Annotated in this window: 17 protein-coding genes, 1 rRNA gene and 1 other RNA gene; 7 read left to right on the top strand and 12 right to left on the bottom strand. The window is 50.6% G+C overall.

The window, feature by feature from the left end:
- Positions 1 to 39 precede the first annotated feature (39 nt).
- The 3 genes from C5S61_RS01325 to C5S61_RS01315 are packed head-to-tail and all read right to left on the bottom strand — an operon-like array spanning position 40 to position 4,400.
- Complete coding sequence (locus C5S61_RS01325; RefSeq protein ID WP_110513326.1) at positions 40 to 420, bottom strand: response regulator; 381 nt, start codon at positions 418 to 420, stop codon at positions 40 to 42.
- Complete coding sequence (locus C5S61_RS01320; protein WP_110513325.1) at positions 417 to 3,611, bottom strand: response regulator; 3,195 nt, start codon at positions 3,609 to 3,611, stop codon at positions 417 to 419. The genes C5S61_RS01325 and C5S61_RS01320 overlap by 4 nt, the downstream gene beginning before the upstream one ends.
- Before the next feature lie 3 nt (positions 3,612 to 3,614).
- Positions 3,615 to 4,400 carry an enoyl-CoA hydratase/isomerase family protein gene (locus C5S61_RS01315; protein WP_110513324.1) on the bottom strand — a complete coding sequence of 262 codons (786 nt, stop codon included), beginning with the start codon at positions 4,398 to 4,400 and terminating at the stop codon, positions 3,615 to 3,617.
- 190 nt (positions 4,401 to 4,590) lie between these two features.
- Here C5S61_RS01315 and carA point away from each other — a divergent pair, with 190 nt between their 5' ends.
- The 3 genes from carA to C5S61_RS01300 all read left to right on the top strand — a co-directional run bounded on the left by carA (position 4,591) and on the right by C5S61_RS01300 (position 7,933).
- Complete coding sequence (carA, locus tag C5S61_RS01310) at positions 4,591 to 5,721, top strand: glutamine-hydrolyzing carbamoyl-phosphate synthase small subunit (RefSeq protein WP_110513323.1); 1,131 nt, start codon at positions 4,591 to 4,593, stop codon at positions 5,719 to 5,721.
- 137 nt (positions 5,722 to 5,858) lie between these two features.
- Entirely contained in the window at positions 5,859 to 6,386 is a 528-nt protein-coding gene (locus tag C5S61_RS01305) for an RNA polymerase sigma factor (protein ID WP_054535423.1), read from the top strand.
- A complete protein-coding gene (locus C5S61_RS01300; RefSeq protein WP_110513322.1) occupies positions 6,383 to 7,933 on the top strand; it encodes an anti-sigma factor in 1,551 nt (516 codons plus the stop codon). Before C5S61_RS01305 ends, C5S61_RS01300 begins: the two co-directional genes overlap by 4 nt.
- 42 nt (positions 7,934 to 7,975) lie before the next feature.
- On the opposite strand, the gene C5S61_RS01295 is transcribed toward C5S61_RS01300, so the two are convergent.
- From C5S61_RS01295 to C5S61_RS01275, 5 genes are all read right to left on the bottom strand, one after another.
- Positions 7,976 to 11,194, bottom strand: coding sequence for an N-acetylmuramoyl-L-alanine amidase (locus C5S61_RS01295; RefSeq protein ID WP_110513321.1), 3,219 nt, complete (start codon positions 11,192 to 11,194; stop codon positions 7,976 to 7,978).
- Positions 11,195 to 11,691: 497 nt separating this feature from the next.
- The gene (locus C5S61_RS01290; RefSeq protein ID WP_110513320.1) at positions 11,692 to 14,106 is read right to left on the bottom strand and encodes a hybrid sensor histidine kinase/response regulator; all 2,415 of its coding nucleotides are present in this window, start codon (positions 14,104 to 14,106) and stop codon (positions 11,692 to 11,694) included.
- Between the two features lie 117 nt (positions 14,107 to 14,223).
- Positions 14,224 to 15,195 (bottom strand): DNA polymerase III subunit delta, encoded by a 972-nt coding sequence (gene holA / locus C5S61_RS01285; RefSeq protein WP_110513319.1) that lies wholly within the window; start codon positions 15,193 to 15,195, stop codon positions 14,224 to 14,226.
- Between the two features lie 6 nt (positions 15,196 to 15,201).
- A non-coding RNA gene (ssrS, locus tag C5S61_RS01280) (6S RNA) lies at positions 15,202 to 15,369 on the bottom strand.
- Between the two features lie 68 nt (positions 15,370 to 15,437).
- On the bottom strand, positions 15,438 to 16,466 hold the full coding sequence (locus tag C5S61_RS01275; protein WP_164689154.1) for a helix-turn-helix transcriptional regulator: 1,029 nt from the start codon (positions 16,464 to 16,466) through the stop codon (positions 15,438 to 15,440).
- A gap of 224 nt (positions 16,467 to 16,690) precedes the next feature.
- On the opposite strand from C5S61_RS01275, the gene C5S61_RS01270 reads away from it, so the two are divergent.
- The gene (locus C5S61_RS01270; protein ID WP_164689153.1) at positions 16,691 to 17,266 is read left to right on the top strand and encodes a DUF1499 domain-containing protein; all 576 of its coding nucleotides are present in this window, start codon (positions 16,691 to 16,693) and stop codon (positions 17,264 to 17,266) included.
- A gap of 59 nt (positions 17,267 to 17,325) precedes the next feature.
- Here the strand turns inward: C5S61_RS01270 and cysS are convergent, their stop codons facing one another.
- Both cysS and C5S61_RS01260 read right to left on the bottom strand, forming a co-directional pair.
- Positions 17,326 to 18,516: a cysteine--tRNA ligase gene (cysS, locus tag C5S61_RS01265; RefSeq protein ID WP_110513316.1), complete on the bottom strand. Its 1,191-nt coding sequence runs from the start codon at positions 18,514 to 18,516 to the stop codon at positions 17,326 to 17,328.
- A 2-nt stretch (positions 18,517 to 18,518) separates the two neighbouring features.
- Positions 18,519 to 18,728, bottom strand: coding sequence for a hypothetical protein (locus tag C5S61_RS01260; RefSeq protein ID WP_054535415.1), 210 nt, complete (start codon positions 18,726 to 18,728; stop codon positions 18,519 to 18,521).
- A 115-nt stretch (positions 18,729 to 18,843) separates the two neighbouring features.
- Here C5S61_RS01260 and miaA point away from each other — a divergent pair, with 115 nt between their 5' ends.
- A complete protein-coding gene (gene miaA / locus C5S61_RS01255; protein ID WP_110513315.1) occupies positions 18,844 to 19,794 on the top strand; it encodes a tRNA (adenosine(37)-N6)-dimethylallyltransferase MiaA in 951 nt (316 codons plus the stop codon).
- Here the strand turns inward: miaA and C5S61_RS01250 are convergent.
- Positions 19,700 to 20,536, bottom strand: a complete 837-nt coding sequence (locus C5S61_RS01250; RefSeq protein WP_164689152.1) for an RDD family protein — start codon at positions 20,534 to 20,536, stop codon at positions 19,700 to 19,702. The genes miaA and C5S61_RS01250 overlap by 95 nt on opposite strands.
- A gap of 39 nt (positions 20,537 to 20,575) precedes the next feature.
- On the opposite strand from C5S61_RS01250, the gene C5S61_RS01245 reads away from it, so the two are divergent.
- Entirely contained in the window at positions 20,576 to 21,583 is a 1,008-nt protein-coding gene (locus C5S61_RS01245) for a stage II sporulation protein M (RefSeq protein ID WP_110513313.1), read from the top strand.
- A 9-nt stretch (positions 21,584 to 21,592) separates the two neighbouring features.
- Positions 21,593 to 21,991: a LysM peptidoglycan-binding domain-containing protein gene (locus C5S61_RS01240; protein WP_164689151.1), complete on the top strand. Its 399-nt coding sequence runs from the start codon at positions 21,593 to 21,595 to the stop codon at positions 21,989 to 21,991.
- A gap of 553 nt (positions 21,992 to 22,544) precedes the next feature.
- Here the strand turns inward: C5S61_RS01240 and C5S61_RS01235 are convergent.
- Positions 22,545 to 22,776: ribosomal RNA gene (locus tag C5S61_RS01235) — 23S ribosomal RNA — on the bottom strand; the annotation flags it as partial.

Raw genomic sequence — 22,776 nt, 5'->3', positions numbered from 1 at the left:
CCCACTATAGAAAAAATCTACTACCGCACTGCCGAAACCTTAGTTTGTCAGAGCCGCAGCAATTGTTGATTCAATTTCGCGAATGTCAAAGGGTTTGGTGAGATAGCGCCAGCAGCCCGCTTGAAGCGCTCGATCGCGGTCGTGGCTATGCGCCCGTGCGCTCACGCCAGCTACCCGCAGTTGGTTGTGCTGGGGATGCTTGCCTAAGTGTTGTAGAAATTCAAAGCCATCCATCTCTGGCATCATCATATCCAGCAAAATGAGGTTTGGCAGCTTGGATTGATTCAAAAGCCAATTAAGCGCTTCCCGCCCATTGGTGGTTTCCACAATCTCGCAATCGGCATAATCCTCGAGAATTTCGCGCAAAATATCGCGGTTGTATGGATCGTCTTCGACCAGCAGAAAAACTGGTTTGTTCATGGAGTATCCGATTCCTTCAACGGGGCAAACCGTTGGACTTCAGCAACCAGCTTACGCATACTGAGGGTATGTTTGGTCTGAATGGCTTGCGCAGCTTGGCGCAATTGGCGAATTTCATCGTTGGTTAAATCGCGTGCCGTCACAATAATCACCGGAATATTGCGCGTTTCAGGATTGGCACGCAGTCGTTCGAGCAGTTGAAAGCCATCAACCACAGGCATCATCAGATCAAGCAAAATCAGTTGGGGATAATTGCCTTGTTGAATCAGATCAAGAGCCGCAGCGCCATCATACGAGGCTTGGGTCAGATAGCCATGCTCCTGCAACGTTGCACACAGCAGTTCGGCCATATCATAATCATCATCAACAACAAGAATAAAGCCCGATTGGGTTTGCACCCCAAGCAACTGGCGAATAATCCGAATCAGAATTTGGCTATCAATTGGCTTGACAACATAAGTGGAGACACCAACCCCTGGTAGCTCATTGTATAACGAAGCGTCGCTTGCGATCAAGACGGGAACTTGGGCTAAATGGTCAATTTCGCGCAAGGCCGCCAGCGTTTCCCAGCTTTCGCTATTGGGCATCACCAAATCAAGGGTAATTGCCGCTGGCGAGTGCTGTTTGGCCCAGGCCAATGCACTATGGCGATCGGCGGCAACAATCACCTCGAAGCCAGCAGAGTTTAATTGTTCTTCGAGTTGCAGCGCCAAATGGTGATCGTTTTCGATCACCAGAATTGAGCGGCGCATACCTTGGTTGAGCCGTACTAGCTGCGCCCCACGGCTCACTGGCAATATTATTGTAAAGCTGCTACCTTGGTCTTCGCCGGCACTGGTAGCCCAAGTGCGACCACCATGCAACTCGACCAACTGCTGAACAATTGACAAGCCCAAGCCAGTGCCGCCAAAACGGCGAGTCGAGCCACCCTCGACTTGATAAAAACGATCCCAAAGTTTCAGCAAGGCCTCTGCTGGCACGCCAACCCCGTTATCGTTAACCTGAACTAGCACATATTGGCCAGCTAACATCGGCGGCACTTCGGTATCTAAAGCTTGGGCCAACCATTCAACTTGGCCTTGTTCGTTGATGCTCAGCGTTGTTGAAACCAACGTGATCGTGCCTTGCTCAGGCGTAAATTTAATTGCGTTACTCAAAAGGTTAACTACTGCTTGGCCAATCCGCTCAGGATCGATCATCAGCAAGGGCAAATCGTCGCTTAATTGCAACATCAGAGTTTGATTTTTCTCGCGAATCATCGGTTGCAACAAGGCCACTTGCTCTTGCAGCAGGCTATTGATCAAAGTGGTTTGGCGTTGCAACTCGATTCGGCCAGCATCAAGCTTGGCAATATCCAGCAGATCATTGACCAAACTCAGCAACCGCTGGCCGCCCGTGCGAATGCCATCAATTTTGGTGGTATGCCATGGCGTAAGCACTTCGGTGCGACGTTTGAGCAACAGCTCGCTATAGCCCAAGATTGCGGTCAGCGGCGTGCGCAACTCGTGGCTCATATTCGCAACTAATTCTTCTTTGAGCCGATCAAGCTCTTTGCGAGCGGTCAAATCGCGGGCGACCAGCACAATCCCCTCAATGCTGCCATCGCTAGAACGCAATGGCGAGACGCTGACCTCGTGAATAATTGGCACACCATCGGCGCGAGGCAAGGCAACCTCAACATCGCGCACAGTTGTGCCAGCCAAGGCTTGTTGCACCGGATGTTCATCGAAGCCAAGCACATTGCCCTTGGCAGTACGCCAAACCAAGGTCGTCGAAAGAAAATCGAAGTGGCGGCCAGCAAAGAATTGCGAGCCAGCCTCGTTGATCCGCGTTTGATGGCCACGGCTATCGTAGCCAACCACAATATCGTCGATGCTATCGAAACTGGTTTGTAGCTCGTTGGCTTGCTGCTTGAGCAAATAAAAGAGTTGAATATTTTCGAGCCATGCGGCCAAACGATCGGCTACTTGGCGCACAAACAAAGTTTGGTCGTGGTCGAGCAGGCGTTCGGGCGAATCAGAGGCCGCCGAAATTAAGCCAACTGCTTCATCTTGAATTTTAATTGGCACTGCCAGATACGAATAGAGCGTAAACGGCTCAAGTGTTTCGCGTACCTCGCTGGTCAGATAATTTGGATGGCGTTGCTCAGCTGGCACATTGAAAAGCTCGACCACTTGGGCACGTTGCATAAAAATTGGCGAATACAGGCCATTATCAATTCGAAACTGAACGCTTTGCACCATTTGATCGATGTAGGCTTGGCGACTTGGCAATGAATGATATGAAGCCATCACATCGAGAAACTCTTCGCGTGGCGGCGGAAAACGCAGGGCAATGCTGCACCATGTATTCAACACATTACCCACCGTTTGCGCCACAAACGTATAGGCTTCAGCAGGAGTTGGATTGGTGACCAAATAATCGCTAATTTCGCGCAACACCCGCGATTCATTGATGCGCACGCCCAAAATACTGTTAATAATTGATAACTGATTGGTATTGAAACTCAATTCATGATTACTTTGCAGCAGTTGACTACCTTTATCTTCGATTTCATGAATTAAATGCTGTTGGGTACGCCAAAAACGCAGCGTAACAATCATCGAAACCACAATCAAGGCCGAAAGTAAACCAATTGAGGCCAGTTTGATCCAGTTGTAGGTATCGATTTGGGCGCGATAGCCATCGGAGCGTTCGCGCAACTGCGTGCGCAAGATATTCGTGGTATCAATCACCGCTTCGATTTGCGGGCGACCTTGCTCAAGGGTCAATTCGGCCAAGAGCATATCTTGTTTGGCCACCGAATCAAGCACAGGCCGATAGGTATTCGTGAGCCATTCGTCAATTTGCTGCACAACCTGCGGCAAGCTCGCATCAGGCGGGTTGACGGCCAAAAATTCAAGGCCTTCAGTCACAATCGCTTGCTGTTTTTGAATCTCGTTATAGAAAATCTCCGAGCCAGTAGTGGTATAGCCGCGCAAATTATTGTGCAACGCCAACAAGGCAATATGCACCTCGTTTAAGCGCACCCGATAGCTCAGCAAAGATGCATCGCGAGCGCTCAGCCGGTTCATGCCAAACGTCAAGAGCGTTGATGCAATCAGCAATACAACGACTAAGACCGCTTGGATACTCATTAACCAGACAAAGCGTGAGCGCTGTTGGGCCGAGCTATACGGGGTTGCAATCACGAGTTATCGTCCTTTCCACACAGGTGGGCGTTTTTGCAAAAAGGCCTGAAAGCCCTCAAAGCCATCCTCGCTATTAAAAATTTCGCGCTGGAATTCAGCTTCGCGGCGTAGCGCATCGGCAAAGCTTTGATCGTTTTGGGCTGCCAGCATGGCCTGTTTGCCCCTAGTTAACGCCAAAGGAGCCTGTGCTGCAATCGTTGCAGCATAAGCTTGCACATCGTTGGCAAAATTTGCTTCATCAAAGACCGCATTGGCCATACCCCAAGCCAAAGCACGTTCGGCCTCAACCATCGCCCCAGTCAACATCAGTTCCATGGCGCGGCCAAGGCCAATCAAGCGTGGCAAACTATAGGTCCCACCACCATCGGGAATTAAGCCAACTTTGATAAAGATTTCTGAGAAGCGGCCTTTGCTTGATACCAAGCGCAAATCGCAGGCCAAGGCCAAATCCGAGCCAATGCCAGCGGCAACGCCATCGACAGCGGCAATAACTGGCCACGACGATTGACGAATGCTCAACAAGGTTGGGCCATACGATTCGGTTAAAACGCGATATACATCATTTGGCGTGCCACCAGATTGCAAGGCCGCCATAATATCGGCCCCTGATGAAAACGCGCCACCAGCGCCAGCAATCACAATACAACGAGTGCCATCATGTTCGCAAGCCTCGATCGCTGCCCGCAGCGCATCCATGGTTGGTTGGTCGACCGCATTGCGGACTGCTGGGCGATTAATCGTGAGGGTCGTTACATTGTCGGCTTTGCTAATCAGAAGCGTGTCAGTCATTGACGATCTTCCTTTGTGCTAAAGAACGGTGGTGCCAGCGAGGAACGGCTGTAGTTTGGCCTAATCATAGGCCATCTTACGCAGAGCGTCAACGCAACCAGCCACCACAAAAAATGGCGATTCCGTTATAATACTCGGTTGGTACTCAGTTTTGGCTGAACCACCCGATTGCTTCTAGCTTGGAGTTGCCATGACACGCGCATTACTGGCATTGGAAGATGGACGCACCTTCTGGGGGCGGGCTGTCGGCGCACGCGGCGAACGTGCAGGTGAAGTTGTGTTCAATACCAGCATGACTGGCTACGCTGAAATTTTAACCGATCCGTCGTATCGCGGTCAGTTAGTGACCTTAACGGCCTCGCATATTGGCAATTATGGCATTGATCAGCTTGATCTTGAGGCTGCTACGCCTTGGGCCGAAGCGCTGATCGTGCGTTCCTTTACCGAGCGTCCTTCCAATTGGCGTTCCAGCGAATCGCTCAGCGAGCTGCTAGCACGGCGCGGTGTAATGGCAGTTGCTGATCTTGATACGCGAGCCTTGACGCGGCATATTCGGGCAGCAGGCGCAATGCGCGCTGTGCTCTCAACCGAAGACCTTGATCCAGCAAGTTTGGTCGCCAAAGCGCAAGCTATTCCAGTGATGGAAGGCCGCGATTTGGCCAGCGATGTTGGTACGCAAACCAGCTACGAGTGGCACGAAGGCACGCCAACTGATTTCACTACCTTGCAACTGGCGCTGCCTGAAGAAGTGCAAAGCCGCCATGTCGTTGTTTACGATTTTGGAGTCAAACGCAACACCCTGCGCCGCTTGGTCGACCTTGGCTGTAAAGTGACAGTTGTGCCAAATCGCACCTCTGCTGAAGCGAGCTTGGCCTTAAAGCCCGATGGTGTGTTGATTTCCAATGGCCCAGGCGACCCAGCCACCTTGGATTATGCAGTTGATACGATTCGCAATTTAATTGGCCAAGTGCCAGTCTTTGGCATTTGCTTGGGCCACCAATTGATTGGCCAAGCGCTTGGTGGCACAACCTTCAAACTGCCGTTCGGCCATCACGCAGGCAATCACCCAGTCTTCGATACCAGCACCGGCAAGGTGCGCATCACGGCCCAAAATCATGGCTTTGCCCTCGATCCTGCTAGTTTGCCCAACGATGTTCAGGTGACCGAAGTTAGCGGCAATGATCAGACCTGCGAAGGCTTGCAACACCAGAGCCTGCCTGTTTTCAGCGTGCAATATCACCCTGAAGCTGGGCCTGGCCCGCACGATGGCGATGAGCACTTCCGACGCTTTATCGCGCTCGTTGATCAACAACGCAACTAAAAAAACTATCAGCTTAACGAAACTCCGCGCTGATTGTAGCTAATCAGCGCGGATTTATTTTTAATTCGTGCTTGAAACTGAACCTTTTGGCCCAGCCCTCAGTATAGTTGAGCAAGCATGCATGAGGGAAAGCTCCGATGAATTCATCTGTTATGACAGAATTTCAGCAATTGCACAGCGAAACACTCGAATCATTGCATAGTCGTTATCACGCAATGGTGCTCCGAACTGCCTATTTAATCTTGGCAGATTGGGGTCATGCTGAAGATGTCGCCCAAGAGGTCTGGATGCGGGTTAATCGGGCTTTGGTGCGCTTTGACCCTGAACGAGGAGCATGGTCAACCTGGCTGCACCATATCACGGTAAATTGTTGTTTAAGCACCCGCAAACGGCTAAGCCGCTGGCTGGGCGAACAATTACGACCTGAGACAGAACAACCGCAAGCGACGACCCTTGATAATTTGTTACGCAGCGAGGAGGAGCAAGTTATCTGGAACGCCATTAGCAACTTATCGTTGAAATTGCGCAGCGTGATTGTGTTGCGCTACTTTCACGACCTAAGTTACGAACAAATTGCAGCCATCTTAGAATGCCCAATTGGCACAGTGCGGTCGCGTTTACACACTGCCCATACCCAACTACGCAACCACTTGGAGGATGTATGAACCCTGATCTAGCGGCAGTGCTTGATTATCTTGATCAGCGTTTTGGCACGAACGATCGTCAAGCCTTTGAACAACGCCTTGATCAAGAGCCACAACTGCGCGAATTACTTGAAAAAACCAAAACCATGCAACGCAACTTACGCTCGATCTTTGGTCAGAGCGAGCGTTTGGCTGCGCCAAGCCATAACATCCAGCGTTTATCCAAATTAAGCACCTACAGACATACCCTCAACGCGTTGTTGATTGTTGTCGTGTTATTGGGCGGCATGTATTTGGCCAAACGCACCAATATCTATCCACCACTCAACCAGGATGCGCTTGCTTTAGCCATGGCCGATCAAGCAACGGCTACGCCCGAGCAGCAATTACTGTTAATCAAAGGTGTTGATCACGAGCAAAATCATTTTGTGCGCGCCATGCACGCTGATCAGCAAATGTGGCAAGCAAATAATGTCGAGGCATTAATTATCGCCAATAACGGCGATCGTTTTGAGCTGAGCAGAAATCAATCACACTATTTGCTAAGCCGTAAAAGCAGCGACGAGCAACCAATTTGGCAACAATCGCTGCCTTATGAACCAGATTCGAGCACAATCGTTGGTTTGTATAGTAGCCCCGATCAGGCTGAGCTGTATCTCACTGCCCATGCTCCAAGCCAAGCAAATCAAACAGCCAATCTTAATCAAGCCCTAAACATCATTCCAAAACAGCAACATAGCTCACAACAGCAATTATTTGCCATGAGAGTACCCGTCGAAAGTTATCCAAATTCGAGCTCCGATATACCCAATTCGGTCGCAGGCTCGCAGAGTGAGGCCACCATCAGTCCAATTACCGATACAGTCGATGCTTTAATCATCGAAATGAGGGAATCGGCGGGCCAAAGCCCAGATGTACCCCCAATGAGTACCCAACACCTGATTATTGATGGCAACAGCGGCGCAATCAAACCAGCAATGGCTGAATGTACATGTCGTTATCTGGAGAGCAATCGCATCTTGTATCGTTATGATCAAGCATTTCCCTCGAGCGATTATCTCGATTATGAAATCTCCCCAGCCAACCCCAATTTGCTCACGATTTTTACCGCAGATCAACAGGTGTTGACGTATGACCTTCAGCAACACAAAACCATCAATACAACCAAGCTGGAAGTTGCGCCACAACTCAACCAAAATCTGCATCGATCAATGCAATTTGGCATATTTGGCCTCGATAGTTCGGATAAACCCAACCTTTCCACCATAACCGATGTTCAAATCAGTGGCAATCAACAAACGATTATCATTCGTGATAGCGATGTGTATAGCACAACCTTCTATGGCTTCGATCGTCAGAGTGGCAAGCAAATATGGCAGAATTCGCTCTTGCACCCAATCGCTAGTTTTACCACCAATTGGGATGGCTCAATGGTCTATGCAATCGCTGCAAACCCAAGTAGCTTTCAAAGCCATAGCACGCTCTACACAGTGAGCGCGAGCGATGTGGGCTTGACCAAATATGAACAGCAACAGCTAGAGGAAATTCACATGATCTACGATTTTTGAAGACCCGCTGCTCACCTCAAGCAGCGGGTCTTGCATCCTTGCTTAGTTTTTAATCACCAGCGGCGTATGAATGGAGTAGAAACTAGCGTCATTTGGCACAGTGGCGCTAGCATCAACTCCATTGTGCTCGGCCTCGCGATTGTTAACATTATCGATTGCGCGGCTGCGAAAATCGTAGCGATGATCGGGCTGACCAATAAATGCTGGTGCACTATTGGCTGGCACCACTGTCCAAACAGACCATTGGCCATCAGCTTGGTCGCGCACGCTAATTTCAATTTGGCGCACGCCGCTGCCAACATCGTTGCTGCTTAAATTCAGCCGAATCACGCCCGTTGGCTCAACGGTGGCACTGCTAATTGTTGAGCTAGGCGGGCTAGCATCAACTTGCCAACTGAGGCTGCGGGTCGCTTCCAAATTGCCAGCAGCATCACGGGCGGCATATTCCAAAGTAAAGTTGCCACCGCCAGGCGTAAAGGTCAACATACTGCCTGCATCTTCTTCCCAAGCGCTGCCATTCCAGCGCCAGCGAATACTGGCAACGCCCGAACCACCATGATCATCAGCAGCGATGGTCATTTGGGCATTCGGGGCAAAATAGTTGCCATAGCGCATGGCTCCAGCCCCGATATTAACCGGAATTGGGCTGAAATCGTTACTGCCTGGCGTTTGCCAATCGTAGCTCAACACCGCTTGCGATGTACGCTCAAAATATTTGAAGCCAAGCTGATGCTCGCCAGCGCTCAGCCAACGCTCGCCAATCACCTCGCGCTCAGGGTGCAGGCCATGCGCCTCAGCAACCAACTCCTCATCAATCCAGAGCCAAGCGCCATCATCCGAGGTTAGGCGAAAGCGATAGTTGCCAGCAACCGGAACGACAAAACTACGGGTTTGGCGCACGATAAAGCGATCATTTTGGCCAAATAAGCCACCATCGCCTAAATCTAAGCGCGTGCCGCTCCAGCCAAAACTGCCCAACAACGCTCCTTCGGGAATCGAAAGTGGGTTGGCGGTGCGGGCTAGAAAATCATCGGGAATCGCGCCCAACTCATAGACCAAGGCCTGTGGTTGCCAATCGTTATAGATCAACGATTGCGGTGCGTCGTTTTCAGGATTGATGGTGATGATTTGGTTGGCTTGGTTTTGGCTAAAGTAACGCACATATTCTTGGACAAGCCCAGCGCGTAGGGTTACTTGGCGTGGGCTGGTGGTGTGATTGCGGAAGCGGATATAGCCAACCAAATCGCGGGCCTCGCCGGGCGCAAGATCGCCGCCAATGCTCCAGCGCCATGGATAGCCGCCAGTATCGCCAGCGCAGGCCATCGTCAAGCCATCGCCGCCAAGCACCACCCGAAAACGGCCTGATTCTTTGGGATAGCTCGGGTAGCCATCGTTGCCATTGCCGATAAAACACTCGCCTTCGTCGTAGGTGTAGCCAGTTGTGCTATCGCTGAGGCTGCCAGCGTCGGGAGCTTGGGTTTCCAACGTCACATTGCCGGTGTTACGTACCCGAAAGGTTACTTTGAGCAATTCGCCACCAGCCAAGGTTGTGCGATCATAATTGACTGCTTCGAGCGCAACGTCGACTTGGGTATCTTGCTTGACCCAGCGCACCGTATCGAAAATCACCTTGCGCTCGGCGCTCAACGGCTCGCTGGTCAAATCGGTTAAGTGCACTTCGACCGGCACACCAGAAAGCGCCAATGGGCTAGTCGTAATTTCAATCCACTCGGTGGTGGTATCTTGGCTCAACACCCGCTCGTCAATTTGCACGCCATTTTGCCAAACGGTGTAGCGGGCGCTTTGGGTAGCATTCAACCCACCACAATTTTGCGGCACATGGGCAAAAATCCGATAATTGCCAGCCACAATATTCGCATTACGCCAACGACCACTATTGCTACTTTCCAGCGGATCGTTGGTGGAGTAGGTGTAGAAAATATGGCCGCCATCACCACAAGCAGCTTCGTACCATTGAGCCGCCGAGCGGGTAAAGCTCGATTCAAGATCGTCGATCGTCATATCGCCGTTGTCGGGAGTGCTGCTCAAGCGCGATTGCACCCGCGAACGGATTGTTGGCAATAAACCATACAAATTATCGCCAGGGCAGGAAGTATAGCCTACCGGATTATTAGCCACATCGCGGTGGCCACCAATATTCGGTGTAATCGACCCAGGATTACCACAATAGCGTGAAATATCGCAACCATAATAATAGGCCCGACCAAGCGGATCGATGCCGCGTTGTTCAGCTTTCCAAGCCAATAATTCGACCAAGCTATTTTGGGCGGTGCTGGTTGGCGGCACGCTGGCATAGGTTCCAACCATCGAAACACCCATCGAGCCATAATTGCCAGTATCGTGAAAGGCCACTGCGTTATCGCCGCCAGCGCGGCCCTCGAAAATCGTGCCATCGGGCGCAATCAGGTAGTTGTAGCCAATATCGCCCCAACCACGGGTAAAGGTATGAAACGACCAAATTGCGCGAATCCGATCGCCCCACCAGCCTTCGCTGCCACCCAAGCTATTGGCATCGGCGGTATGGTGCACAACCAGATGGGTTACTGGATAGTAGGCGGGAGCCACGCGACTACCTTGACCATCGGGGCTGCCCCAACCTGTGCGGCTCACTACAGGCGGCTTGGCGACATCGGTTGCCCGTTCGGCAGCGGCCTCTGGCTCAGTTGGAGTTAATGCACCAACATCAACCGTGCTAACCCGCAGCTCACGCAGGATTGGCAAACTCCCATCTGGGGCAGGCCCAAACTCAATTTTGGCTTGCCACCACGTTGCCAAGCCAGCAAACATCGGCGAACCCCAATGCAAATCGGCTGCATCGCGTTCATCCAAAAAATCATGCGATTCTTCAATCAGCGCCCAGCGCGACCAATTGCTGCCATCGATCGAAACCCGCATCGAAATCTGCAAGGTTGAGGAGATCGGCTCATCGGCTCGCCATGAAGCCAGCAAATCGCTAAATTGATTGACCTCTTGTGGCACCGTAATCAACATTCCGCCAGCAGCCTCTGGCTGAATACCATCGGGTGTGACGCGAGTGCGCTGCCCATTGCCACGGCCTAGGGCATTGGTATCGAGCACAACTTCGACTGGCTCGAATGAACTCGAACGGCGTTCGCCAGTTTGGGCCGAAGCCGCCACCACAAACAAGGCCGCAATAATGGCCACAGGCCAAGCCAGCCACCGCAATGGCTGACGAATGCTCCGCACTTGCGCAACCCACCAAAATGCTACTCGTTTCATCGCAACCCCCAGAACTAGGTTAAATCGTAGCCGTTGCTACACACAGTAGCATGAGCCTGACAGCAAGAGCAGGCTTTTAAATGACAATAGGATGACAAGGGGGAAAAGTATGAAGGATGAATTATGAGGGATGAATGCCGAAAGGCAAAAATCAGAAGGCAAAAATCAGAAGGCAAAAGTCAATCACAATGTACTAAAAAAACTTAACGCAGAGGAATGATGGCTATGGGCTATTGGCTTTGGGTTAGTAGGACATAATCCAAATAATCTGTGCCAATCTGTGGCGAAAAAAATAATCATTCGTGTCATTCGTGCAATTCGTGGCTAAAACATAAGGATGAATTATGAGGGATGAGGGATGAAGAATACGGAACAGAGAACACAGCAGAATCCCAGCAGTTAATAGCCGAGAGCCAATAGCCTCAACCTTCGTGCGCTTCGTGGATCAACAAAGAGGATCAGGCCATTCCAGCCCGATCCCCAACTCCCAAATCGAGCTATTGCTGAATTTCGGCCTCGCGTTCAACCGCTGTTTCACGCGCCATAAACTCGTTGATCGTGCGTTCCAGTTTCTTGGCCGAGAAGGGCTTGGCGATCATCGGCGTGCCAATTTGGCGCATTGCGGTAAGGGTTGCTGGACTCATCGTATCGCCAGTGATGAAGATAAAATGCTTGGCCAAATCGGGCGATTTTTGTTGTAAGGCCCGATAGAGCTGAAAGCCATTCATACCTGGCATTTTGACATCGCTCAGAATCAAATCGAACTGCGCTTGATCGACTGCTTGCAACGCGGCCTCGCCGCTGGCCACAACCATCGGCTGATGGCCCAAATCGCGCACCAAGCGTTGAATAACCTGCGCTACGCCTTCTTCATCGTCAACGACCAAGATTTTATAGGCTTGGTCGGGCTTGACTGTGGTTTCACGATCATCGTCGTTAAGCAATTCGGGATTCTCGCCCTCGACCACCGGCAAGGCCAAATGGAAGGTCGTGCCTTCGTTGGCTACACTATCGACCCAAATATTGCCACCATGATCATGCAAAATGTTGTAGCAGATCGATAACCCAAGCCCCGTACCCTTGCCAACAGGTTTGGTGGTAAAAAATGGATCGAAGATCCGGCCAACCAGATGCTGAGGAATGCCAGGCCCAGTATCACCGATGTTGATGCGAATTTCATCATCAACGCGCTCGGTTTTGACCGTTAGGAAGCCACCGCTGCCTTTTTCGGCCATGGCTTGGTGGGCATTGCCAATCAAATTCAGAAAAACCTGCTGCAATTGGTATGGATCGGCCACCGTATTGGGGAGATTTGGCTCGAACTGACGTTGCACTTTGATGTTATCGACCCGCAAGTGGTAGCTATGCAAGCTCAGCGTGTCGTCGATCACCTTATTCACATCAACAGCCACCCGCTGCGGCTGATGCTCACGCGCAAAGGTCAAGAGGTTGGTGACAATGCGCGCCGCTCGTTCTGCTTGGTTATTGATGTAATTGAGGTCGGTACGCGCATCGTCATCCAAATCTTTGCGTCGCAACAAGAGTTCAGCAAAGCCTTTGATGCTGGTCATTGGATTGTTCAACTCGTGAGCAACCCCAGCCACCAATTGGCCAATTGCTGAGAGCTTTTCTGCTTGCAACAATTGCAGTTCCAAACGACGGCGGTCGGTCACATCACGCGCAATACAGTGCAGGCCAATCACCTGATCGCCGCGCTGCATCAGTTGGGCGCTGACCTCAATATGCAAATCTTCGCCATTGGCACGGCGCAAGGTTAATGGAAACGCCCCGCCATCGCCAGCAGCTTTGGCCAATTGGCGTTGCAATTGATGCTCAATCGCCGCTTGATCATCGGGCACACACAGCGAAATCAGCGTGCGCTGCATCAATTCGGGCAAAGCAAGGCCCAATAATTTCACGCCTTGACGGTTGATCGAAGCAATTCGCAATTGCGGGTCAAGCGTGAAGATCATATCGTTGGCGTTATCGAACAATTCGCGGTAGCGCTGCTCAGAATCGCGCGTCGATTTAAACAAACGTGAATTTTCAATCGCAATCGCTGCATAATCAGCAATGGCTGAAAGCAAATATTGGTCGTTTTCGCTAAATGTGCGTTGCTGCACCCGATTATCAACCGCCAACACGCCAATTGCGTGGCGACCAACAATGAGTGGCACTTGCAGCATAGCCTGCACCAAAAGCCCAGTGCGCATCTTTAAATCTTGGTGTTGCGAGCGATCGAGGCGAATTGGCTTGACTGTGCGAATAACTTGGCCAGCCACATTATCATCCATCTTGACCCGAAAACGCTGTACGCGCTCCTCGCCAAGATTTTTGGCCGCGCGCAAATACAGCTCGTCGCCATCGCGCAGCAGCAAATAGCCTTCTTCGGCATGAGTCAGATAGACCCCAGCATCGACGATCCGTTCGAGCAATTCTTCAAGGTCGAGCAACGACGTGACCGACTTGCCGACGCTTGAGAGAATCGTCAATTCCTGTAAGCGTTGTTGCAAAGTGCGGGTAAGCACCTCTTTTTCGCGCTGCAAACGCCTTTCGCGCAAAGCTCGCTCAATCGCTGCGCCTGCTTCTGCAGCCTCAAACGGCTTGATCAAATAATTTTTGGCACCAAGTCGAAAGGCCTCGACAGCAGTTTGCTCGGTACCATGGGCGGTCATCAAAATCACCGGAATATCGTAGCCAAGTTCGCCCATTTGGCGAAGCACATCAAGCCCCGACGTATCAGGAAGTTGGAGATCAAGCAAAATCAGGTCGGGCTGGCGTTGTTTCAAAAAAGCCAGACCTTCCCAGCCTGTGGGTACGACGCGCGAACGATAGCCATAGTATGGCAGCACCGTCTCAGCCAAAAAATCGGCTATCTGACGGCTATCGTCGATGATGAGGATTTCTTCCATGGGACATCCTTCGCGTGTGGTTGCGTGTTGCATGGGCAGATTGTTGGACTCATAGCTATTCTAACGAGTCGCATCGCTCTACGCAATAGGGTTAACCGCAATCTAAGGCCTTAATCGTTATTTTCTGCTTGGCGCAAAGCCAAAATCGCCAACGAGGCTTGCTAGTGCGCCTTCTGCGTCGATTTTACCTGTTTTAATGCTGTGGTCAATCTGCACCACCCGTTCGTGGAGCAACCGCAGCTCTGTCGGGCTAAAGTTGCGCGCTTGTTCCGCCGCTTTGCGCGCTACAAATGGCTTTTGGCCCAAGAGCTTGGCCAATTCATCGGGCGAAACTTTGCCTGCGCTCTGGGCTGCCAACATCAAACGCGCCTGACGGGCGATCATGGTCAAAATATACAACGGCGCAGCATCATCGGCCAATAAGCCATTGAGGCCTTGCACCGCTGCCGCACCACGCCGCGCACACAACGCATCGATAAAATTAAATAAATTGGTTTCGGTCTCGTCGGCCACCAGCAAATCAACTTCGCGCACGCCAATTGTGCCAGGTTCGCCCACATAGGCAGCGAGTTTGGCAATTTCGTTATGCAGCATCCAGCCGTCGCTGCCCACATAATCAACCAAATGTTGCGCTGCATCTGGGCGCAGTTGCACGCCGTTGGATTGAGCTTCTTGCTGCATCCAGCCAATTAGCGCATTGCCTTCACGTAATTTAAATTCGCGCAACTCTGCTTGTTTGCTTTTGGCCAAGGTCTGAATATCCTTGACCACACTCAAACGACTATCAGGCGCATCGCTTTCGTTCAGCACCAAGTCGGTTGTATTGGGCAAGCGCTGAACCAAGGCTTTGAGGCCATCACGAACTTCAGCAGATTTAGCGTGCTTCAGCAGATCATGCACAATCACCAAGCGGCGATCATGGAATACAGGGTAGGCTTCGCAGGCAGTACGCACATCGTTAAGTTTGGCAGATTTGCCATGGAGCACCACTACATTGAATGCAGCGGCATCAGGTGGAAAGGCCGCCTTGAGCGCGTTAATTGTCGCTTGGCGGGTATAATCGTCGGGGCCAAAAAAGAGATATAACATAAAAGAAAACACCCTTCAATCAGCCGTGAGCGGGGTAGTTTTGAACCTGCTTTCGCAGGTGGGTGCCAGCCCTTGAGTCGTGCAGCACCAGCCGCACTTGTCGCGGAACCCAGCTCCCCTTCATAAAGTGTTGGCTCAAAACTAATTCCCACCGCACGTACAGCGAAGGGTGCGCCTTATTGTACTATAGCCTACTCAGATCTGCAAAAATAGCACGTCATTATCCCAACACTAGAATATGATTAACCAATTTCGTTGCTACTCGGCGGGTACAAATCGCGCAAGCCTTGGGCAGTTGCTCGCATCATATCAATCAGCTCTGGCGGCTCTAAAACACGGCAATTATCTAAGTAGCGCAAGAGAATTTGGCGGGTTTGCCAAAGATTATGTACCGTGGCCGTTACCAGCGCCGAGCCATCAGGTCGATACTCAATCTGGGTATTATCAAACCAGTGGGCGACCTTTTTATTGCGAGCCACAACATCGCGTAGCTCATATTTAACCGTCCAGGTTGGGCGTTTGGGCAAGGCTGGCGGCAACACGCGAGGCAAAATCGTCAAGCTATTTTTGCTGATATAGTCAATGCGATAATCAACATAGCGGCCAACCCGTTCGACCATCTGTTGCGGGCCGTCGAAGCAATAGCCCAAAACATAGGCATGGCCATCGCGGGTAAAAATATTAACTGGGCCAACGCGATGATTGTCCTCGCCTTCGCGCTGGCTTGAGCTATAGCGAAAGCGAATTTCGCGACGTTGAGCAATTGCTTTGCGCAAATTGCGCATAATTTGGGCATCGTGGTCGTAGGGAGCAATGGGGCCAGCTTGGTGTAAAATTGGCTCGCCAGCATTCAACGATCCTCGCCGCTCGATTGGCAAGAAATCGATAATGCGCTCGACCAAACGCCGCACCTGTTGATGGTCGGGCAAGCTGCTATTGGCGGGATAGCTAGCATCAAGAAAGCGCAAGGCAGCAATTTCATCATTTGATAAATTGAGCAACGCCAAATCGCCAACGCTGACCAAACGATAGCCCACCGAAGCGGTATACTCGATTACACAGCCAAAAACCTCGCGCAAGGCTCGTAAATCGTGGCGCAGTGCTTCGCGAGCAGCCTTGGGATAGGCTTCAAGCATCTGGCTATTAACTTCATCGATCAAGGCATCGCTCGTTTTAGGGCCGCTCCCCAAACAGCGCAGCAATAACATCTGGCGCTGAACTTTCATCACTGATGAACGCTTGATCCCGCGTGCTTGTCGTTTTGTATTCACGGATTCCTCACTATTCCAAAAGAGGCCCATTTAACGCAATGTAGGGTGGAATGTGGGGCACATATGGGACTACAAAAAACCTAGGCAAGCGCAACGATAAGCACTCGTGGATGTAACGATTGAGGATCGTCAACAGCTTGCACTGAATGTGGTAGCATAGCACGTATCGACCAAAGACCAAGGCAATGTTTGTACCATTCGTTCTTTTTTGCCTAGGAGGATGCATGAATTACTATCAGGATGTGTTCCCATGGGAAGTAGTGGTCGCAAGCTCGATTCTTTTAGCTTCGATTGCACTCTTCTCAACAGTTCGTTGGATTTTTCGGCCACAACCTAAAATGTTTCCAGGCAAACGGATCGTACTGTTTGTAGTTTGTCTTGGTTTGGTGTTTTATGCCTTCCGCTTTGTGCCAAACTTTCGCGATAAATTTGAACGTGGGCTAACCACCAATCGCGCGGCAACCAGTGATACCCCGCTTATTCCCGAACTGATGACTCCACGCTTCAGCCAGGATCAAAAGACACTGTATGAAGCAGGGCTGCGGGCGATTCAAGCTCAACGTGGTTGGACGATTACCAATCGTTCCGACAGCCAAATGTCGCTCAAGGTCGATATTGATGTGATGTTTGGAATCTTCACCGATGAGTTAACGGTGGCCTTTATTGATGAAGGCGGGCAAACTCGCGTGGATATCCAATCGGCATCCAAGGTTGGCGGTGCAGATCTTGGGGCAAATCGGCGGCATATTCGCCAATTGGTGCATGCACTTGAGGAAGATTTAGGCACACCAAGTCAGTAAGCGTTTCGAGCCAACAAGGGTAGTTGCATAGACTACCCTTGTTGAACAGAGCGCAAGTATTACCACAATTCGCTGCGTAAACCAAGCACAGCGCCCAACTCGCGCAGGGTGCTGGCGGCGAGATCAGCGTCGTCAATTTCACCATTGATGCTGGCTTCAGCCAACGTGATCAATGCTTGCAAACATGCTGGTGTTTGAAAATCGGCATCAAGTGCTGCGATTGCCTCATTGCGCAACTCTTCAGCATGAAGTGCGCCACCAGCTACGCCACTATTGACCGCCAGTTTAAAGCGCTCAACGGTGCGCTCGCCCCAGGCTACATCTTCATCGCTATACTCAAATTGATCGCGATAATAATATTTGAGCAAGCCTAGCCGAATCGCATCGGCGCTGTAGTGTTCGAGGGTTTTGCTGGCCAACACTAAATTGCCCAGCGATTTGCTCATCTTCTCGCCTTCGTAAAAAACCATGCCAATATGCGACCACGCTTCAACGTGTGGGCTTTGGCCAGTAAAATTCTCTGCTTGGGCTAATTCACAGGCATGATGCGGAAACTGCAAGTCGCTGCCGCCACCATGAATATTAATTTGTGGCCCAAGATATTCGAGCACCATCGCGGTGCATTCAATATGCCAGCCTGGCCGACCTCGACCCCATGGGCTATCCCACCATGGCTCACCAGGCTTGGTCGCTTGCCACAATACAAAATCCAATGGGTCGCGCTTATGCGGATCATCGGGGAAATTGCCGCGCTGGTTGGCAATCTCCAACATAGTGGCATAATCGCTATGCGCCAAACTACCAAAATCTGGGTCTGCATGCACATTGAAATAGACATTGCCTTGGTTTTCGTAGGCCACGCCACGTTCAATCAAGCCGCTGGTTACTTCGATAATTTTGGCAATTGCATCGGTCGCTTTGACATAGTGATTGGGCATGCCCACATTCAACGAATCCATATCACGTAGGAAACGCTCAGTTTCTTGGCGGCCCAGCTCATCCCAGGTCAGGCCAAGTTCAGCACTTTTGCGCAAAATATCATCATCAATATCGGTCACATTTTGCACATAAATAACTGGCAAACCTTGCCATTCTAAATAGCGCCGAATCGTATCGTAGACGACGTATGTACGCGCATGGCCCATATGCGTAGTATCGTAGGGAGTCACGCCACACACATACATGCGCACAAAGCCATCGATTGGCTCCATGGCAACCGGGGTTTGGCGCAGGGTATCATAAAGCAACACGCCTAGGCCTCCCCTTGCTCGTCGAGGGTTTGATCGATGGCATCATCGCGCTCAATCCGCAATCCATCTTCATACGAGCCAGCCCGATCCTCCACATCGCCCGATTCAGCAATCTCAGGATTGGTATATTTGCCATCTTGGAAGCCACTATCGTAGCCAGCTTGGCCTTCGAAGCCTTGATCATCATCACGTTTGGGTGGTTGTTCAGTCATGATTGATCCTCTAACACAAAAGAGTCCTGTACTACTGTACCTCAAAAATGGCTAAAATAGCATCAGATCGTAATTAACATTGCAACAATCGATTGAGACTTGTATCATAGCGCCCATGCAAGCATCACAACCTTTAATTATCGCCATTGTTGGCGCAACTGCGGTTGGCAAAACCGCCTTTTCACTTGATTTAGCCCAAGCCTTGAACGGCGAAATCGTCTCAGTCGATTCGCGTTTAGTCTATCGTGGCATGGATTTGGGTACAGCCAAACCAACACCTGCAGAACAAGCGCTGGTTAAACATCATTTAATCGATGTGGTCAATCCAGATCAGGATTATAGCTTAGCGACCTACCAAGCAGCCGCCTATGCAGCGATTGCAAGCATCGTTCAGCGGGCTAAATTGCCAATTTTGGTTGGTGGCACAGGTCAATATATGGCAGCCTTGTTAGAGGGTTGGCGCATTCCCGAGGTTGCACCCAATTACGAATTGCGGGCACGCTATGAGCAACAGGCAGCGCTGGAAGGCCATGCAGCTCTGCATCAACAACTGCAAGCCATTGATCCAGAGGCTGCAGCGACGATTGATGCTACTAATGTGCGGCGGGTTATTCGGGCACTAGAGGTTTTCGCGGTAACTGGGCAGCAAATTAGCCAGCTGCAACGTCGCCAGCCGCCAGCCTATCGCATGCTGACGCTTGATTTGGAGCGGCCCCGCGATGAACTGTATGCGCGAATCGATCAACGAATTGAGATCATGGTTCAGCAAGGGCTGATTGCCGAGGTTTGGGGTTTAATTCGTCAAGGGTATGGCTGGGAACTGCCAGCGATGTCGGGGTTGGGCTATGCAGAATTTCGGCCATTGTGGCAGGGCCAACAAAGTGCCAGCGCCTGCATCACCCAACTCAAATTCAATACGCATCGCTTTGCGCGCAAACAAGGCGCATGGTTTCGGCGCTTGCCCAATCGGGTTAGCCTCGATGCGCGTCATACGAATTTGCTGCAACAGGTGCAGGAGTTGATTGCTGCAATGCCTGCGCCCGCACCAACACATATTGATCGTTAGCCTGTTGCAAAAACTGCTCAGGATCGCCAGGCACGCTATAACCAAGCCGCCCAAAAAGCGCATACGCCAATTGGGTTGCAATCCGTAAGCGCCGATCAGGGGCTAAAGTGCCACGGCGCAGCAAAAAGTTTTGAACCAAATCCATATCTACTGGGCGCAAGGCTGTGATATTTGGCAGCGTTGCGCCACTATCTTTTAATGCACTTGCAACTTTATCGTTGCGTGTCGATTGCAACAACATCTCAAGCGTGACCCGTTGGCGATCGCGCACCACAAACGTGCTTGCAGCTAAATCGCCCAAACGCCGCGCGCGTTTATCGATCAACATGGTTAATAAGCCAAGTGAGTAATACGCTGGCACAAAATCAATTAAACGCAGCAAATTGCGAATCAAGCTACCGCTGAAGGTGAGTGGTTTGCCCGCCTCTTGCACCACCCGAATGCCCAAAAGCCGCTTGCCTGGGGTTTGACCATTCCAAAAGCGTTCAAAGGCGATATAATAAATCAAAACCGTAAAAATAGAGAATGCGAAGAAAATTCGGATAGCCATCGGACTAACGAATAGGATCATCCGCATATCGCCAATATACAAGCGAAAGGCAATAAAGAGAATAATTGAGAAGAGGGCAGTATCGATTAATGCCGCCACAAAGCGCGCCCCGATGCCAGCCACATCATAGCCAAATTCAATACTTTCCGGAGTATCAATAATATAGCGATCGTTCATCCGATTATCAATCATCTCTATCTCCAACAATATAATCAGTAGAGGAGTTGCTTTATGGTAGCAGAAGATTTTATCAATGCCAAACATCATGCTTGGGAACGATTAACCCAGCTAACCAGCCGTGCTCAGAGTAATATTATTGCCATGAATGCCGCCGAATTGCAAGAGCTAGGTCGCTTGTATCGCCAAGCAACTTCCGATTTGGCCCAAGCGCGGCGCGATTTTCCTGGCCATCCCCTGACAATCTATTTAAATGATCTGGTTGCGCGGGGCCATAGTAGTATTTATCGTGAGCGCAGTTCACCGATAACTGGGGTAAAAAACTACTTTTTATATCAACTTCCGCAAGCATTTCGTGAGCTACTGCCATTTACTGGCATCGCATTTTTAGCGTTTTTTCTGCCAGCGCTGGTTGCCTGGATTATCAGCTATCAAGATCCTGCTCGTGGTGTGGCCCTCCAGCCAGAAAACCAAACCACCATTGAGCGAATTCAAAAAGAAGACGAATGGTGGCGCAGTTTAAACGACAACAATGCTCAGGGTGCAACCATGATTCTTAGCAATAATATTCTGGTTTCGTTTCAAGTTTTTGTAGGCGGCCTGAGCTTAGGCATTCTTAGTTTATATGGGCTTTACTACAATGGCTTACACCTTGGAATTGTTTCAGGTGCAGCCCAAAATATGGGCTTTGCTGATAACCTATGGGATTTTGTTGCGGCTCATGGCCCAGTCGAATTTAGCATCATTTTCCTCTCTGGCGGTGCTGGCTTACAACTTGCTTGGGCAATCTTACGGCCAGGCATGGTTTCGCGGCGGGCTGCATTGGCAATTGCTGCGCAACGGGCCTTCAGAGTTTCTGGCGCAATCGTGATGTTTCTCATCCTAGCGGGCTTGATTGAAGGGTTTATATCACCCCAATATCTCCCATTGTGGTTTAAGATTGCAGTTGGTATTATCAGTGCTGGTAGCATGTATGCCTATCTTTTATTAGCTGGACGCAACGTCCAACAACAAGAATCTGCTGAAGCAAGCGCCTTGAAGCTTGAAATCCCAGCACTCTAGAGGATCATGATGAAACGACGAGATCAATTAGCAGTTGGTTTGATTTTGGCAGCGTTAGTTGGCTGCGGCACGCCTGTTGCGAGCCGCCCAACGCCAAAACCAATTGTTAATCTAACCGCAGCTCCAACTATCGATTTAGATGCAACCCGTGAAGCTTATAAAAATGAATTACAGCCAACTGCTCAACCATTGGGCTTATATATTGTGCGCGATGGCGATACGCTTGAATCGATAGCTTTAGCCTTCAACACCAGCGTTGAAGAAATTTCAGCAACCAATAAGCTTGAAGATATTAATGTTATTTCAATCGGGCAACCGTTGATTATTCCATCGCTGATTAGCGGCACCAATAATCTGACGATAACCATGCCATTAAATCAGTCTAAAGACCTAACTCCAACACCTTGACAATAATTTTCTGCGTGCTATACTAAGTGCATAACCTTTATTGATACCTACCGCAAGGGATAAAGGAGGTGATGCTAATGAGTGATAGTAGTCATTGTAGCATCACGGGGGGACTTCTCTAGTCCTATCGTGAAGCAAAAAGACGAAAGCAAACCACCAGTTCAATGAACTGGTGGTTTCGCATTTTAGGCTAATTGCGAAGTGGTAAAGGTATGAATTAAATAGCTGGTCGAACGAGGGCTGCGTCATACAAAGCATTGATGACTTTACCAACTAACCCATCCAACAGAAAAAAAGACACAAAAATGCGCTAGCTGTCTGAAACAGCTAGCGCATTCATTTGGATGGTACGCATCCCCCTACGTTCCCACAGCGGGTGCTGCAGTAGCCTCGGTGTGTGTCGCGTTCACGGCCTGGTTCGGGATGGAGCAGCGTGGGTCACAACCACCTCGACACGTACCAATGGTAAACCTAACAACAGATAAGCTTGATAACTATAGTTTTGAAAATTGCAGTTTATAGATTACAGATTTCATGCTTGCCGACGCGCGGCAACCGATGATCGCTTGGCTTTCTGTGAGTGTCTGCTCTACCGTTCACACGGCCTCCACAGCACCCCAGTTATCCGCCTCGTCTCGACGGTGCCTCTCACATATTTCTATGCATGGATGACTGATCTTGTGGCCGGTTTCCCACTTAGATGCTGTCAGCGGTTCTCCGTCCCAGACGTAGCTACCGAGCCTTGCGGGTCGTCCCACAACTCGTCCACCAGCGGTCTGTCCAGC

The sequence above is a fragment of the Herpetosiphon llansteffanensis genome (genome assembly GCF_003205875.1).
GTDB classification, from domain to species: Bacteria; Chloroflexota; Chloroflexia; order Chloroflexales; family Herpetosiphonaceae; genus Herpetosiphon; species Herpetosiphon llansteffanensis.
Note: the sequence above shows the minus strand (reverse complement) of the source record. Positions and strands in the feature narration are given on the sequence as shown.

What these genes read in the sequence shown, in the direction of transcription:
- C5S61_RS01295 (WP_110513321.1), bottom strand. Translation starts at nt 11,194, where the DNA reads ATGAAACGAGTAGCATTTTGGTGGGTTGCGCAAGTGCGGAGCATTCGT.
- miaA (WP_110513315.1), top strand. Translation starts at nt 18,844, where the DNA reads ATGCAAGCATCACAACCTTTAATTATCGCCATTGTTGGCGCAACTGCG.
- holA (WP_110513319.1), bottom strand. Translation starts at nt 15,195, where the DNA reads ATGTTATATCTCTTTTTTGGCCCCGACGATTATACCCGCCAAGCGACA.
- C5S61_RS01250 (WP_164689152.1), bottom strand. Translation starts at nt 20,536, where the DNA reads ATGATTGATAATCGGATGAACGATCGCTATATTATTGATACTCCGGAA.
- C5S61_RS01245 (WP_110513313.1), top strand. Translation starts at nt 20,576, where the DNA reads ATGGTAGCAGAAGATTTTATCAATGCCAAACATCATGCTTGGGAACGA.
- C5S61_RS01300 (WP_110513322.1), top strand. Translation starts at nt 6,383, where the DNA reads ATGAACCCTGATCTAGCGGCAGTGCTTGATTATCTTGATCAGCGTTTT.
- C5S61_RS01325 (WP_110513326.1), bottom strand. Translation starts at nt 420, where the DNA reads ATGAACAAACCAGTTTTTCTGCTGGTCGAAGACGATCCATACAACCGC.
- C5S61_RS01260 (WP_054535415.1), bottom strand. Translation starts at nt 18,728, where the DNA reads ATGACTGAACAACCACCCAAACGTGATGATGATCAAGGCTTCGAAGGC.
- C5S61_RS01315 (WP_110513324.1), bottom strand. Translation starts at nt 4,400, where the DNA reads ATGACTGACACGCTTCTGATTAGCAAAGCCGACAATGTAACGACCCTC.
- C5S61_RS01290 (WP_110513320.1), bottom strand. Translation starts at nt 14,106, where the DNA reads ATGGAAGAAATCCTCATCATCGACGATAGCCGTCAGATAGCCGATTTT.
- C5S61_RS01240 (WP_164689151.1), top strand. Translation starts at nt 21,593, where the DNA reads ATGAAACGACGAGATCAATTAGCAGTTGGTTTGATTTTGGCAGCGTTA.
- C5S61_RS01270 (WP_164689153.1), top strand. Translation starts at nt 16,691, where the DNA reads ATGAATTACTATCAGGATGTGTTCCCATGGGAAGTAGTGGTCGCAAGC.
- carA (WP_110513323.1), top strand. Translation starts at nt 4,591, where the DNA reads ATGACACGCGCATTACTGGCATTGGAAGATGGACGCACCTTCTGGGGG.
- C5S61_RS01305 (WP_054535423.1), top strand. Translation starts at nt 5,859, where the DNA reads ATGAATTCATCTGTTATGACAGAATTTCAGCAATTGCACAGCGAAACA.